This window comes from Micromonospora sonneratiae (assembly GCF_042679305.1).
Classification (GTDB): Bacteria; Actinomycetota; Actinomycetes; order Mycobacteriales; family Micromonosporaceae; genus Micromonospora_H; species Micromonospora_H sonneratiae.
In genome coordinates this window covers 1-14,366 of sequence record NZ_JBHTMP010000022.1, presented here as the reverse complement: position 1 = coordinate 14,366, position 14,366 = coordinate 1, and the positions used below count along the sequence as shown (strand labels likewise).

The 14,366-nt window shown below is 69.1% G+C and carries 12 protein-coding genes and 1 tRNA gene; 4 read left to right on the top strand and 9 right to left on the bottom strand.

Annotated elements, in window-relative coordinates; genetic code table 11:
- Positions 1 to 32: 32 nt before the first annotated feature.
- Complete coding sequence (locus tag ACFQ4H_RS15905; RefSeq protein ID WP_377571731.1) at positions 33 to 2,618, bottom strand: hypothetical protein; 2,586 nt, start codon at positions 2,616 to 2,618, stop codon at positions 33 to 35.
- Positions 2,619 to 2,733: 115 nt separating this feature from the next.
- On the opposite strand from ACFQ4H_RS15905, the gene ACFQ4H_RS15900 reads away from it, so the two are divergent.
- Positions 2,734 to 2,940 carry a hypothetical protein gene (locus ACFQ4H_RS15900; RefSeq protein WP_377571730.1) on the top strand — a complete coding sequence of 69 codons (207 nt, stop codon included), beginning with the start codon at positions 2,734 to 2,736 and terminating at the stop codon, positions 2,938 to 2,940.
- A gap of 27 nt (positions 2,941 to 2,967) precedes the next feature.
- Here ACFQ4H_RS15900 and ACFQ4H_RS15895 read toward each other — a convergent pair whose 3' ends face one another.
- A complete protein-coding gene (locus tag ACFQ4H_RS15895) occupies positions 2,968 to 4,086 on the bottom strand; it encodes a polysaccharide pyruvyl transferase family protein (protein WP_377571728.1) in 1,119 nt (372 codons plus the stop codon).
- A 153-nt stretch (positions 4,087 to 4,239) separates the two neighbouring features.
- On the opposite strand from ACFQ4H_RS15895, the gene ACFQ4H_RS15890 reads away from it, so the two are divergent.
- A complete protein-coding gene (locus ACFQ4H_RS15890) occupies positions 4,240 to 4,404 on the top strand; it encodes a hypothetical protein (protein ID WP_377571726.1) in 165 nt (54 codons plus the stop codon).
- 234 nt (positions 4,405 to 4,638) lie between these two features.
- Here the strand turns inward: ACFQ4H_RS15890 and ACFQ4H_RS15885 are convergent, their stop codons facing one another.
- Together ACFQ4H_RS15885 and ACFQ4H_RS15880 are read right to left on the bottom strand one after the other, a co-directional pair.
- Positions 4,639 to 5,271 (bottom strand): CG0192-related protein, encoded by a 633-nt coding sequence (locus ACFQ4H_RS15885; RefSeq protein WP_377571724.1) that lies wholly within the window; start codon positions 5,269 to 5,271, stop codon positions 4,639 to 4,641.
- 63 nt (positions 5,272 to 5,334) lie between these two features.
- Complete coding sequence (locus tag ACFQ4H_RS15880; RefSeq protein WP_377571723.1) at positions 5,335 to 6,915, bottom strand: MFS transporter; 1,581 nt, start codon at positions 6,913 to 6,915, stop codon at positions 5,335 to 5,337.
- A gap of 56 nt (positions 6,916 to 6,971) precedes the next feature.
- Here ACFQ4H_RS15880 and ACFQ4H_RS15875 point away from each other — a divergent pair, with 56 nt between their 5' ends.
- Entirely contained in the window at positions 6,972 to 7,562 is a 591-nt protein-coding gene (locus tag ACFQ4H_RS15875; protein ID WP_377571721.1) for a TetR/AcrR family transcriptional regulator, read from the top strand.
- 143 nt (positions 7,563 to 7,705) lie between these two features.
- Positions 7,706 to 8,284: a hypothetical protein gene (locus ACFQ4H_RS15870; protein ID WP_377571719.1), complete on the top strand. Its 579-nt coding sequence runs from the start codon at positions 7,706 to 7,708 to the stop codon at positions 8,282 to 8,284.
- A 356-nt stretch (positions 8,285 to 8,640) separates the two neighbouring features.
- On the opposite strand, the gene ACFQ4H_RS15865 is transcribed toward ACFQ4H_RS15870, so the two are convergent.
- The 5 genes from ACFQ4H_RS15865 to ACFQ4H_RS15845 form a co-directional block, all read right to left on the bottom strand.
- On the bottom strand, positions 8,641 to 10,479 hold the full coding sequence (locus ACFQ4H_RS15865; protein WP_377571718.1) for a S8 family peptidase: 1,839 nt from the start codon (positions 10,477 to 10,479) through the stop codon (positions 8,641 to 8,643).
- Between the two features lie 500 nt (positions 10,480 to 10,979).
- A tRNA-Val gene (locus ACFQ4H_RS15860) sits at positions 10,980 to 11,054 on the bottom strand.
- Between the two features lie 142 nt (positions 11,055 to 11,196).
- Positions 11,197 to 11,661, bottom strand: coding sequence for a peroxiredoxin (locus ACFQ4H_RS15855; protein WP_377571716.1), 465 nt, complete (start codon positions 11,659 to 11,661; stop codon positions 11,197 to 11,199).
- A 73-nt stretch (positions 11,662 to 11,734) separates the two neighbouring features.
- On the bottom strand, positions 11,735 to 12,172 hold the full coding sequence (locus ACFQ4H_RS15850; protein ID WP_377571715.1) for a DUF3052 domain-containing protein: 438 nt from the start codon (positions 12,170 to 12,172) through the stop codon (positions 11,735 to 11,737).
- Positions 12,173 to 12,282: 110 nt separating this feature from the next.
- The coding region (locus ACFQ4H_RS15845; protein ID WP_377571713.1) for a transketolase C-terminal domain-containing protein at positions 12,283 to 14,366 on the bottom strand (2,084 nt) is incomplete at its 5' end.

Genomic DNA, 14,366 nt, shown 5'->3' with positions numbered 1-14,366 from the left:
CGATCCGGTTGGCTCCCGGCCGTCCACCGAACTCACCCGGCGGCCAGGGCGGCGGTGCTGAGCAGTTCCGGCACCGTACCGACGAAGTCGGGCAGCATCGCCAGGGTCAGCAGCCAGGCCTCCGGCCGCCCGCTCAGGTGCTTGTCGACCAGGCCCGCCAATTCGGTACGGAACGCGTCGTCGACCGGTTCGAAACCCAACACCTCCCGGGCGCTGTGGCCGTGGCGCAGGATGTCGACCGGCGCGAGATCACCGCATCGGACCGCATGCGTCGCCCAGCCCTGGACCGGGGTCTTCGCCAGCACGTCGGCCGGGGACTTCCCCTCGGTCAGCGCCCTGTGTGCCCGTTTCTCGGCGGTACTCAGCGAGGGCGCCATCCCCTGCGGGCTCTCTGGTCCGATGGCGTTCCGCAGCAGTTCCGGACAGCCGGGCAGCGCCGCCAAGCCGAACAGGGTGCTCGGATCGAAGGGCTTGCTGCGATGCGCGGCGACCAGCGCCGCCCAGTCCCAGCGGAACCCCTCGGCCAGCAGCGTCCGAAGGGAACTGCCGTTGCGCAGCCGCCGGATGGCATGCTGGGTCGATTCCAGTTCGTACGCGGCGGCCCGCAGCCGAACGAGCGCCTCGTCGGGATCCGGAGCCTCGACCGCCTCGCTGACCAGTTTGTGTACGCCCTGTTGGACGTTGGGCGGTAGGCGTTTCAGGAGACGCTTCGGGTGGCCGTCCAACTCCCACCACTCGATGACCAGCCGCAGCATCCGGTTCTGCGGGGGCAGGAAGTGGTGCACGCACTTGCGGGCGATCTCCGGGTCGTCGTGGTACCGGAACGGGAACAGGAGCTCCACGTCCCACTTCCCGAACGACGATTGCTGCGGATCCGTGGCGGACAGCAGTTCCTGCGGGCTGGGCGACAGCGGCACGCGTTCGCTGCGTCCCGCCCCGAACGGGATCCCGTTGGCCAGCCGGTGACGTTGCCGGGAGGTTGCCTGCGCCTGGTGACGCAGCCCGAAGTTGGTGGCCGGATCGTCGACCGAGGCCAGCACCTCGATGACCTCGGGGGTGAGCCCCTTGCGTCGGGCCAGGGGTACGCAGACGCGCGGGTCGCCGTCGGCCACCGCCCGGGTCAGCCACTCCGCCCGCCACTGCCCCAGGGCCAGCAGGTCGTAGCGGGTGCGCTCGTCGAGGTGGGGCAGCAGCGTCCACTGCACGTCGGTGGTCGCGGCGTCGAGCAGCGTCACGAATGCGGCCCGGTTCACCGGTAGCGACGGCGGCTCCAGGGACATGCCCAGGGCGGCGGCGTCCGGCCACTCCTCGGCCGGGTCGGCAGCGGCAGCGGCCCCCGGTCCACCCGCCGCCCTGGCCATCGCCGCGGCCATCTCGTCGAGCAACCGGGTCACCGTGCCGTTGAACTTCGGCAGCCGGGTTCGCAGTAGCCGCCACGCCGCCACATCGTCGCCCAGCCGGCTGGCCACCAGTTCGGCGAGCCCTACCCGGAAGGCGTCCCACTCGGTCTTTTCCCGTTCGGTCATCGCCTCGCCGGCCCGCAGCTGTGCCAGGTGCAGTACGGTGCGCGCCGGCTGGACTACGGCCAGCAGATCGGTGCTGGTGACGTCCTCCCCGAGTCGGGTCCTGGCCAGCATGGTCAGGGTCGACTTCGACACCACGGTCCGGATCAACGGTCGTAGCTGTGCTGACGTGATCGGGCGCCCCGTCCCGACCAGCACGTCCAGGCCGCGAGGCAGGCGGGTGCACCAGTGGGCGGCTATCTCCGTCGGGCAGTCCGGATGTCCCACCAGCAGCTCCAACCACTGTGGCCGGAACGGTCGGGCCTCGTGCGCCGCCCGCAGGACCTCCCAGTCCCACCGGCTGCGCCGCGACACCGCCTGCTTCGCGCGTTCCGCGACCGCCTTCAGCGGCTGTTCGGCCAACTGGCGCAACTCCTCGACCAGGTGGTTGGTATCCATGACGTCGTCGCTGGCCAGATGCGTGGCACCACGCAACCGCTGCGCCCCGTCCGGCGACTCGGCAGCGGCCCGGGCCAGCTCAACCACGTCAGGATGCAGCGCCAGTGATCCCAGCCAGCCCAGGGCCGCACCGAGTTCGCCGGATTCATGCAACGAGAGGATCGCGCGTAGCTGCTCGGCCCGGCTCAGCTCGGTGTGACAGACCCGCAGCGCGTGCTCCACCAGGCTGGGAAACGCGCACACCACGGCGGCCCGCAACTGCTCGACGTCCGACGACTCGAGCAGCCTGCCCACCAGTCCGGAGCGGCTGGTCCAGCCGGGCGTGTCCGGGTTGGCCGCCGCGAGGATGCCGCGCCGGACCACGAGATCGGCCCGGTCGTACCACCACTGCGCGACCGTGGGACTGTCGGCGGTCGCACAGCGCTGCCAGATCTCACGGTGGGCGTCGTCCCGCTCGGGGTTGTCGAACATCTGCCTCACGAGGTTCGGCTCGCCGGTACGCAGCACCGCCTCGACCAGTTCCGGAGGTAGTGCCCTGCTGCTGCGCAGCGTCGAGCCCAGCGGGCTCCCCACCCGGGTGACGAGCGTCCGACAGTCGTCGGCACCAGCGGCGGCCAGCAACATCCCGACGGCCGAGGTCACACCGTCCAAGTTCATCGAGTCTCCCCAGGGCCGGGATCCGAGCAGCGCCCTTCTTACCAGGACCGGGTGACAGCTAACCATTGCGGCACGATCGCCTGCGCCGGGGCTGCCGGCGGGGCAGGATTGAGGGATGGCACCGAGTGCGGAGATTCCCCTGGTGGGTGGGGTTGCCGACGGGGAGAGCATCACCGTCGAGCTCGACGTCAACGGTCGACCGCCGCTCACCCACCACCACGTCGGCGACGGCGGACTGGCAGAGAGCGAGATCTACGAGCTGACCTCGATGACCGGTGACGACCCACCGTGGCGGTACGAATGGCGCGGACCGGCGATCTGACCGGGCACCGTACGACTCGTTCGTCGGTCAGAGGCTCTTCAGCACCGGCTCGAGGAGCATGCCGGTGTTCTCGGCACGTTCCCGCAGGGTCGCGACCCGACGCGTGGTGTCGGTGATCCGCGCCGCCCGCTCGTCCCACAGTCGGTCGACCTCCGCCAACAACGGACCCTCGACCTCCCGTTCCACGCCGCGCAACGCCGGCACCCCGATCTGCTGGGCGAAGTCGAAGACCTTCCCGGCGTACGGCAGCGGCAGGCACGGGATCCCGGACATCGCCGCAAAGATCAGGAAGTGCAGGCGCATCCCGACCACCATGTCGAAGTGGGGCATCAGCCCGAGCAGTTGCCCCGGCCGATAGTCGCCGTGCAGGATCCGGCCCTGCTCGGCCGCCGTCATGTTCGACAGCACACCGTGGGCGTGTCGGATGTCGTCCCGCTCCATCGGCACGAACAGCACGCTGGCGTCCAGCCGGTTCACCAGGAAGTCACCGACCTGAGCCAGCAGCCGGTGGTAGCCACCGACATCAAGGTGTTCGGCGGCCCGGCCCGGCTCCCGGACGCTGATGCCGACCAGCCGGCGCCCGGGTGGCACTCCCTCCTCCCGCAGCATCGCCACCGTGAAGTCCTCGGGTTCGAGCAGCAGCGCCGGGTCGGCGGTGACGGTGACCGAGCGGGTCACCCCGGCCTCCTCCAGCACGATCTTGGACTCCTCGTCCCGGACGGTGACCTCGGTCGCGGCGGTCAGCGTGTCCTGGACCATCGAGCAGTCCAACGCCTCGGTCAGCGGGCCGACGCCCACCGCGTACGTGATGACCGGCATGGCGCGTTCCTGCGCGGCCAGGACCAGGCGGAGGTAACGCCGGGCCTCGCTGTCGTACAGGATTCCGCCACCGCCGAGGACCAGTAGGTCCAACCGGGCCAGTGTCTCGGCCGAAACGGCCCGGCTGACCCCGTCCCAGGGTGCGACGAGCACGCCGGGATGGGAACTACGGGTGTGCTCCGGGTTGCGGGAGAACACCAGGATCTCGGCGTCCGGACGGCGAGCACGCAGGTCGGCCAGGAGCCCGGTCAGGATCGCCTCGTCACCGAGATTCCGCCCGCCGTACGACCCGAGCACGCCGATCCGCGGGCGGCTGCCGTCGGTCATCACCCGCTCCTCCCCAGGTCCGGGTGGCGGGCTACCCGTTTTGCGGTCAGCTATGCCTGCGTGTGCCCCGGACAGCCACACCGAGATCGGCAACGCGGAACAGACCAGCCAGACTATGCGCCAAGAAAGATCGCAACGTTGAAGGGAACGACCTTGAAACACCTCGTGAACCGGAGCCCGACCGTTCCGGATTCGGCGATCCCGCTCAGCATCAAGCTCTGGTTCGCCTTCTGCACTCTCATCGGTTTGGCCGTGCTCGGGCTGGCAGCATGGTTGACCATCACCACGTTCGCCTGGTTCGAGGGCCCCACCCCCTGAGCCGGTACCGGGGAGGGCGTCCAACCGGGTGGCGGCGATCGCTGAACCCGACCGGATGTGCCTGGTGCCGGCCGCGCATCTGCCACGGCGTACCCGCCGAGGCCGGTGGCGGCCAGGTCGAAGGCCCAGGCCGCCGCGTCCCGGACTGCGGCGCGTTCGGCATCTACCCGGGCAGCCTCGCCGCCGCCGACAACGGTTCGATCACCGATGGACCACCCGAACGAGCGGCGGTGATCAGCGCAGCGAGGCGTACGCCAGCGGCAGCGGAGTCGGCTGACCGTCCCACGTGCCGGTCAACGTGATGCCGGCCCGCCCAGCACCTTCGACGAGCCGGCGGACCACGGCCAACTCGACGGAGTCGGTGACGATGAGCGTGGGATCGCCGGTCACGACGCGACGATGTGGACCGATGGCGGGTTCCTCGACCCGTTGGGCACCGCTGACGGCGATCGCCATGCTGGGCGCGCGCCGTTCGAGCCGCCCGTCGACGTCGACGAACTCCTCCGCCTGGTCGGTGCCTGCGATGAGGGCACTGGCCAGCGCCTCGACGTAGACCGGGTCTCCGCAAGCGTCGTACACCCAGCGGCGGCCGAGCACCGAGTGGTCGGTGGTGCCGATCAGCCAGGCGTCACCACCGTCCAGCGGCGCACCGCGGTAGGTGAGTGGAACCTGGTGGACCGCTCCGTCGCCCGCCCTGACGAGCATCGTCTCGATTCCCACCGCTCCGGCCGGATCGTCGAACCGGTACGCCGCCACTCGCGCCAGGTCGGCGGCGGTCGGCTCTTGGTACCAGTCCTGGTTCGGCAGCCACTCCGTCAGGAGTTCAAGCTTCGATGGGTGCAGTTCCGCGCGGTGCAGCAGGGCCATGCGCCGATCGTAGAGACCACGCTGTGCCCCGTAGCAATCTGCCCTGTCGCTCCGGGCCCATCATCATCGGACCGGGGACGATTCAGGCACGGTGGATTGCGGAAGGCGGGCCGGGATCAGCAGTGCCAGTAGCGCGCTGATGAGTGCGATGCCGGCTCCGATCCACATGACCGTGTGCATGCCGGAGATGAACGCCCGTTCGGTTGCCGTCGTGATCGCGGCGGCCAGATCGTTCACCTGCGCGGTGACGTCCAGTTGTACGTCGACCGGAGCGATCCCCTGCGCGGCCAGGCCGGTGTGGGTGGCGACCTGCTCCGCGATCGCGTCGGGAACGTCTGCACCGTCGAGTTCCGCGGGCAGGTCCCGTACGACGATCGCTGCGATCACCGTCCCGAACACCGTGGTGCCGAGGACGCCGCCGAGCTGATTCGCGGTGGTCTGCAAACCTCCTGCGACTCCGCTGTGCTGCGTGGGAGCTGTCCCGACGATGGCCTCGGTCCCGGCGACCACGATGATCCCCATGCCAGCGCCCAGCAGCATCAACCAGGGCCACTGCCGACTGTAGGGAGAATCCGCGGACAGGCCGACCAGCCCGACGAAGCTGGCCGCGAGCAGCGCCATCCCGAGCGCCAACGGCCAGCGCGAACCCAGCCGCTCGGTCAGGCGTCCGCCCAGCGGGGAGCTGACCGTGAACACCGCCATCAGCGGAAGCAGGCGGACACCGGTCTCCAGCGGGGTATGGCCCTGCACGTTCTGTAGGTAGAGGCCGATCGAGAACAGGACTCCGTAAAGTGCGAGGTTCCCGGCGACGAGCAGGGCGACACCGACCGACAGGGCCCGGGAACGGAACAGCGACAGCGGAAGGATCGGCGCGGGTACCCGACGCTGTCGAACCACGAACGCTACGAGAAGCACCATCGCCGTGACCACGCCGGCGGCCCCGTACCACCACCCGCGGCCATTCGCGCTGGTCAGCGTCCAGACCAACACGAAAAGGGCCCCAGCGAGCGTGCCGGCACCGACGATGTCGAACCGGTCGGCACGGCTCGGGACGCGGCTCTCGTCGATCCACCGGACCGCCAGCCCGGCGGCGACCACTCCGATCGGGACGTTCACCAGGAAGATCGCCGACCAGGACAGGTACTCCACCAGCAGTCCGCCGACGATCGGTCCGGCGGCAGCGGCGAACGCTGACGCCGCACCCCACGTCCCGATGGCCCGGTTCAGTTCGGCCGGCGGGAACGTGGACCTCAGGATCGCCAGAGTGTTCGGGACCAACAGTGCCCCGGCGAATCCCTGTAGCACCCGGAAGGCGATCAGTACCGGGGTCGACGGCGACAGCCCGCACCCGAGGGAGGCGAGCGCGAAACCGACCACTCCGATCACGAACACCCGGCGGCGGCCGTACCCGTCACCGAGCTTGCCTCCAATGATCAGCGTCACCGCCAGCGCAAGGAGATAGCCGTTGGTCACCCACTGCAGGCCGGTCATCGACGAGCCGAGCTCACGGGCGATCGTCGGATTGGCGATGTGGACAACGGTTCCGTCCAAACTGACCATCACCACACCCAACGCCACCGCGATCAGTGCCATCCGCTTCTTCCGCCTCGACAGGCTGACGCCCACCGCTTCGACCCCGCCCACGTACCCTCCAAGTGAAACACGTCGTATCAGTTGGAACAGGTTGTATCATTTATCGGGTGGGCAACGCTACTGATCACAACGTGGCCGAACAGACGCAGCGGCTGGACGCTCGACGCAACCGGGACGCGGTGATCGCTGCGGCGATCCGGATACTGGCGACCGATCCCGAGGCGAGCATGCGGCAGATCGCCGAGGCATCCGGCGTGGCGCGAATCACCGTCTACCGGAACTTTCCTACCCGTGAACACCTCATCCAGGCGCTCATCGACCTCGTCGTCGACGAGGAGCGGGCCGTCGTCACAACCGCGATCACGCCGGGCGGCACGGCCGCCACGTTCTTCGACCGACTCGGCCCCGGCATCATCCGGGTTGGCGAACGCTACCGGTTCCTCGACAACCGTCCCGGCAAGGCCACCGACGCACCGCTGCGTCACCCCGCCCCCGACGAACCGCTTCTGGCCTGGCTGACCGACGCCGCTGGCAGGGGCGAGCTCCGCGCCGACCTTCCGCCCGAATGGATGTACGCGATGATCCACGGACTCGGCCGCGCCGCCAACGAGGAAGTCCTGGTCGGGCGCAGAACCGCAGACGAAGCCGGTCAGCTACTCGCCCGCACACTGACGAACGCCTTCGTCGCCATCCCGTGAAGGTGGGTACGGCAGGTTCCGAACCTGCGATCCTCGCCGGTAGGTTCTGCGCGCCTCGTCCGGGCGGATCCAGCACAATGACTGCCATGCTGCGGGGGCATGACCGCGTACGGTGGGTGGCGGCTGGACCGGTCGTAGGGCTGGTGTTGGGTGTCGTCGATTCGGTTGTGAACCATGTGCCGATCTGGCTCGGCGAAGTCGGCACCGCGCGCGCCGAGCGTGGTGGCTGGTCGCAGGTCGCAGAGTTCGCGAGCCTGGTTCTCGACGCAGGATGGGCGTGGGCCGCGACGGCTGTGCTGGCGGGCTGGCTGGTGAGTCGGCGTACACGACCCGCTGTGGGGACGCTGTGCGGCGCGGTGGCCGGTGGCCTCGCGTTGGTGTTCGCCACCACCGCCTACTACGGCATGGACGTGCTCTTCGACAGCGGTGCATGGTGGGACATGGCGACCCGGTACTGGCTGATCGGCAGCGTGGTGCTCGGTCCTGCGCTTGGGGTTGCCGGCGCGATGATCCGGCGGCCCGGTCTGGCCGGGACACTCGCCGCCCTACTGGTGCCCGCTGGTGCCGCACTGCAGATGGTGGTGCTGCCTCCACCGCCGGAAAGCCTGATGGCTCTGCCGGTGCGGCTGGCCGTCTGGATATCGGCGGTCGTAGCCAGCGTGTTGATTATCCGTGCGAGGGGTCGTCGGGGGTTTCTGGTGCCATCAGTCAGGCCGAGCTGAGCCGGTTCGCTGGGGCTTGCGCGATCACAGGGACGAGCCGAGACCTTTCCCTGGCTGAGACTTGGACCCCCAATGCCGCAGGCAGGGCGGAGATCATCTGGAATCGGGCAGGTTTGACCTCTGACCAGGGCCGAACCCCTCATCGTCTCTTGAACGTTTTACACGGGTTTCGGTCTCGGTTGCGCCGGATCCAGACTGATGATCATGCGACACGCACGCGCACACATCGATTGCCGCAAGCCGCGTGCTGTGATCCGTACCCGGGAAAGGTGTTCGATCTGGGCTGAGCCACGACGGAGCCGGGGCCCCGACGATGATCGGAGCCCCGGCCGCGTGGGTTTGCGCTGTTGTCGCTGCTACGGCTGCAGGTTCAGGGTCCAACTGTCGATATAGCCGGTGTCACCGCGGGCCCAGTCGAACACTTCCAGCGTCCAGGTGCCGGCGGCCATCTCGTTGGACAGGTTCAGGGTGTAGGTCCGCTTGATGTTGTCGGCCGAGCCGCCCTCGCGGTCGTGCAGTCCGTAGATGGTGCCGTCCGACGCGTGGAGCGCCACGACCAGGTCATCGATGTAGGTGTGCTTGATGTCGACCGTCACGGTGGCGGTCACGGAGGCGTTGCCGGGGCAGCCCGAGATGAACATCGAGCTGTTCGACTCACTGCCGTCGTAGATGGGCACGTTCGTGCCGTTGGTCTGCGAGCAGCCGAGCGGGCCGTTGACCGTCAGCGCGTAGGTCGCGCTCTGCGTGGTCACCGTGCCCGTACCGGTGATGGACACGTAGTAGATGCCCGGGGTGGCGGTGCCGGCGGTGTTGATGGTCAGGCTGGCCGAGTTGCCGGAGGTGACCGTCGACGGGCTGAGGGTTGCTGTCACGCCGCTGGGCAGGCCGTTGACGCTGAGGGCGACCGTCTGCGCGCCGCCGATGGTGGTGGTCGTGCTCACCGTCGCGGTGAGCGACCCACCCGGGTTGACCGCACCGGAGGTCGGGGCCACGGCCATCGAGAAGTCCTGCGTCGGCGGAACGATGTTGCCGACGTAGAGCAGCTTGTTCGGCGAGCCGGTGCCCGGACCGGTCACCACACCGTTGGTGGCGTCGTTGACCAGCTTGTCGCGTACCTGCTGCGGGGTGTAGGACGGGTTCGCGACGAGCACCAGCGCCGCCGCACCGGCCACGTGCGGGGTCGCCATCGACGTACCGCTGATGGTGCGGGTGGCGGTGTCGGCGGAGGACCACGCCGAGGTGATCCCGGTGCCCGAAGCGAAGATGTCCAGGCAGGTGCCGATGTTGGAGTAGTCGGCCTTCGCGTCGTTGGACTCGGTCGCACCCACCGTGATCGCGTTCGGGGTGCTGGCCGGGGAGTTGTCACAGGCGTCGGCGGAGTAGTCGTTACCGGCCGCGATGGCGTAGGTCACGCCGTCGGCGATCGACGCGGTCACCGCGTCGTTGATGGCCTGACTGAAGCCGCCGCCGAGGCTCATGTTCGCCACCGCGCGCTCACCCGGATCGTGGTCGCCGGTGACCCAGTCGATGCCCGAGATGACCTGCGCGTAGGTGCCGCCACCACCGCAGTCGAGCACCCGGACGCCGACCAGCGTCACGCCCTTGGCCACACCGTAGGCGTTGCCGCCGACCGTGCCGGCGACGTGGGTACCGTGACCGTTGCAGTCGTCGGCGGAGCCGCCGTCGACGGAGTCGAATCCGGTGACCGCACGCCCGCCGAAGTCACTGTGCGAGAAGCGGATACCGGTGTCGATGATGTACGCCCGTACGCCCGCACCGTTGTTCGGATAGGTGTACGAGTTGTTCAACGGAAGATTACGCTGATCAATGCGGTCGAGCCCCCAGGATGGCGTTGGGCTCTGCGTACCAGCGATCTTCACGGTGTGGTTCTGCTGGACGTACTTCACCGACGGGTCGGCGGCCAACTGCCTCGCCTGGGCGGCCGACATCTTCGCCTCGAACCCGCGCACCGCGTGCTGGTAGGTCCGGGCCACCGTGCCGCCGTGCCGGCTGGCCAGCGCCGTGGCGCTGGTACTGACGTTGCCCTGCGTCACCATGGTGTCCTTCAGCACCACGATGTACGAGCCGGCGATGGCGGTAGCACCACCAGCCTGCAGAATCTGCCCCTCAGCGGGCGCGGCGACGGCGGGGGGTGCCGAACGCCGCCGCAGCGACCGCAGTGGCCGCCACCGCACCGAGACGCCAACGGCGCCCGGGTGATCTCTGTTGTGACATCTCCCCTGTTCCCCTCTGCCGTCTGATCGTGCGCCCGTGACGCCTCAATCGACGGTCGTCGTTCTTGGTCGAGGAGATGCTAGGTCCAGGAAGACGCATTGTAGAGATGTATCTTTTTCGATGCCCGTCCCATATGCTGGGCCGTTTCAGGCCAATCGTGCGTTGCGGTTCACCGTCGCCCCGCCGCCCGTGAGCATCCGGTCGGGCCTGGTGCCGGAGCTGCGCGTACTCCTGGTCGTGGTCGACGCCGCCCGGCTCGGCCCACGGCTATGTCCATGGCACCTCTTGGCCGCGCCGTGCGCGCCGGGGCGTGACCGGCCGCCAGGTCGCACGTGCATCCCGGCGCGCACGCGGCGGGGCGCTTTTGCGGCCTGCCGTTGACGGCCGACTCTCATGGCCTCGATTGCTGCCACTGCCCCGGGGTCTGATCTTCCTGGGGCCGGTTTCCGCTGGTGGTTCCTGGTGGGCGCGGCAGGTTTCGAACCTGCGACCCCTCGCTTGTAAGGCGAGTGCTCTCCCACTGAGCTACGCGCCCGAGACGCCATTGAGACGTACCGGCGGCGGCTAGCTTACCCTGCCGCCGTGGTCCCCGGTTGCCCAGGCAACGATCTTGGAAGTTTCCCAGCTCAGAGGCGTGCGGAAACTTCCAAGATCGGCCAGCGTCCGACTGTCCGGGATCAGGCCACCGCCGCGGCCAGCGCCTTGCGCCAGCCTTCCTGGTCGCGGGCCTCACCCGGCATGTTCATCTCCGCGAAGCGGACCACGCCCGCCTTGTCGATGACGAACGTTCCCCGGTTGGCGATGCCTGCGACGTCGTTGAACACGCCGTACGCCTGGGCCACCGCACCGTGCGGCCAGAAGTCGGCCAGCAGCGGGAACTGGAAGCCCTCCCTGTCGGCCCAGATCTTGTGGCTGTAGACCGAGTCGACGCTGACGGTGAGCACCTGGACATCGTCGTTGACGTACTCGTTGAGGTTGTCGCGCACCTCACACAGCTCGCCCTGGCAGATGCCCGTGAAGGCAAGTGGATAGAAGACCAGCAGCACGCTGCGCTTTCCCCGGTAGTCCGAGAGCCGGACCTCCTGGTTGTTCTGGTCCTTGAGTACGAAGTCCGGCGCTTCGGCACCAACCTCGATCGGCATGCAAGCTCCTTGGATAGTCACGATGGCCCCAGAGTGCCACGAGCACCGATCGGGGTGATCGGCGCCCATCCCCCTACTTCTTGCCCTTGACCCCCCGGCGCAGGACGAGGCGAGCGCCGCTCCAGTCCTTGCCGGCGTTGATGGTGGATGTCTGCTGCAGGCCGGCGGTCTGTGCCGACTCGCTGATCTCACTCGGCTCGACGTGTCCGTCCCGCCCAGCCTTGGGCGTCAGCAGCCACACCACACCGTTGTCGGCCAGCGGGCCGAGGGCGTCCACGAGAAGCTCGAAGAGATCGCCGTCTCCGTCGCGGTACCACACCAGCACCGCGTCGACGACCTCGTCGGTGTCTTCGTCGACCAACTCCCCACAGCGGTCGGTCAGGGCGTCACGGAGATCGTGGTCGACGTCATCGTCGTACCCCATCTCCATGACGACCATCCCCGGCTCGATGCCGAACCGGTCCGCCAGGCTCCGTACTCCGTCGGCGGCCTGACCAGCGGTCGCGCTCACTGTCGCGTGCCTCCTCATCTCAACTACTAGCGGCGTCGTTCGACACCGATAGCGCAAAGTCCACACACTTGTGCCCCTACGCGCAAGTGGCGCACCGGGTGGAACGGAATTTACCGTGCCAGCAGCGTACGGGCACCCTGGGTAATTGCTTCCTCGGAGACGAGCATGTGACCCGCAGCTGGACCAAGCGGCACAAAAGAGTCAACAGATGCCACTCTACGCACAGACCCGACATATCCGGCATCGACCAGGGCGGCCACGATCCCCTCCCCCACCCCGCCGGACCGGCGCGTCTCGTCCACGACCAGCACACGGCCGGTGGCCGAGGCCTCCCGGAAGATGTCCGCGACGGGCAGTGGCGCCAACCAGCGAAGGTCGACCACCCGGGTGCCGACCCCCTCCTCGGCCAGCCCGGCGGCGGCCCGCAGCGACATCCGTACGCCGTTACCGAAAGTGATGATCGTGACATCCTCGGCCGAGCCGACGCCGTAGGTCCGGGCCCGGCCGATCGGCACATGGCTGCTGGCCCAGGCACCCGGACCGGCGTACTCGGCCAGCCATCCGTCGTCGCCCTCGACGGCGAGATCACGGGTGTGGTAGAGCGCGATCGGCTCCAGGAAGACACAGACGCTACCGTCCACGGCCGCGCTGGCCAGGCACGAGCGCAGCATCGGTGCGGCGTCGTCGGCCCGCGCCGGCACCGCCAGCACCAGGCCGGGGATGTCCCGGAGTACGGCCACCGAGTTGTCGTTGTGGAAGTGCCCGCCGAACCCCTCCTGGTACGCCAGGCCCGGTACCCGGACCACCATCGGGTTACGGAACGCCCCCTGTGAGAAGAACTGCATCGTGGCGGCCTCGCCGCGTAACTGGTCCTCGGCGTTGTGCAGGTAGGCCAGGTACTGGATCTCCGGCACCGGCAGCATGCCGGTGAGTCCGGCACCGAGCCCGAGCCCCAACACGGAGGTCTCGTCCAGCAACGTGTCGAAGACCCGCGCCACGCCGTACCGCTCCCGCAGGCCCTTTGTCACCCCGTACACCCCGCCCTTGACCGCCACGTCCTGGCCGAAGATCGTCATGTCGGGGTGGTCCAGCAGCCCATCGGCCAACGCCGCGTTGATCGTCTGTGCGAGGGTGAGCGGGCCCGCCTGCTCGGGAAGTTTGCCGCCGAAGGCGGCGGCGCGGGCGGCGTTCCCCGGCCCGGCCGCCCGGAATCCGGCGTCGGCGACGGCCCGCGAGACGCGGACCGGACGACGCGGCGCCAGCGGGGCCATGATGTCCGCCGCGACGCTCAGCTTCGCCTCGCCGAGCACCTCCTCGGCCACCTTACGGACCTGCCAGCCGATCTCGTCGTAACGGGCGATCAACTCCTCCGGACTGGCGATCCCGGCCTCGACCAGCAGTCGGGCGGTGGCGACGACCGGGTCCCGGGCCACGTCACGGGCGATGTCCGCGGTCGACCGGTAGGCCAGCTCGGCGTCCGCGCCCGCGTGCCCCATCAACCGTACGGTCGACAGGTGCAGTACGGCCGGCCGACGATGCCGACGTACCCAGGAGGCGGCCTGGGCTGCCACCTCGTACGTCTGGACCAGGTCGCACCCGTCGGCGGAGAAGTACCGCACCCCCGGCTTGGAGCCCAGTGTGGCGGCCACCCAGCCGTCCGGGGACCGGACGCTGATACCGAGCCCGTTGTCCTCGCAGACGAACAGCACCGGGATCCGTAGACCGGCGTGGTCGCACCAGCCGGCGGTGTTGAACGCGGCAACGGCGCTGGCGTGGTTGACCGAGGCGTCACCGAACGAGCAGACCACGATCGCGTCGGTCGGCCACGGGGAGCGGGGGCCGGAGTCGGTCCGCGTCGGGACGCCGGACCGGCCGGGGCCGGGTACCGGGCCGCTGACGGACAGCCGGCGCAGCCGCTCGATCGCGAAGCCGATACCGACCGCCCGGGGCAGATGTGAGGCGATGGTGGAGGTGGTCGGAATGACGTTGAGTTCGGCGTTGCCGAAGACCTTGTGCCGGCCACCGGCGATCGGGTCGGCGGCGGAGGCGACCACTCCACGCAGCACGTCCCGGGCGGCGGTGGTGAGCGCGTCCCCGGTCCCCCTGTCGGGTGCCCCGCCCAGGGCGGCCTCGATGGTTCGCGCACTGCCGTCAGCCACCGCAGCCGTCCCGCCGCCGGTCGCCGGCACCGGGG

Bases quoted from the DNA above. Each gene is read 5' to 3' on its own strand.
- ACFQ4H_RS15885 (WP_377571724.1), bottom strand. From the start codon at position 5,271: ATGGCCCTGCTGCACCGCGCGGAACTGCACCCATCGAAGCTTGAACTC.
- ACFQ4H_RS15905 (WP_377571731.1), bottom strand. From the start codon at position 2,618: ATGAACTTGGACGGTGTGACCTCGGCCGTCGGGATGTTGCTGGCCGCC.
- ACFQ4H_RS15900 (WP_377571730.1), top strand. From the start codon at position 2,734: ATGGCACCGAGTGCGGAGATTCCCCTGGTGGGTGGGGTTGCCGACGGG.
- ACFQ4H_RS15855 (WP_377571716.1), bottom strand. From the start codon at position 11,661: ATGCCGATCGAGGTTGGTGCCGAAGCGCCGGACTTCGTACTCAAGGAC.
- ACFQ4H_RS15895 (WP_377571728.1), bottom strand. From the start codon at position 4,086: ATGACCGACGGCAGCCGCCCGCGGATCGGCGTGCTCGGGTCGTACGGC.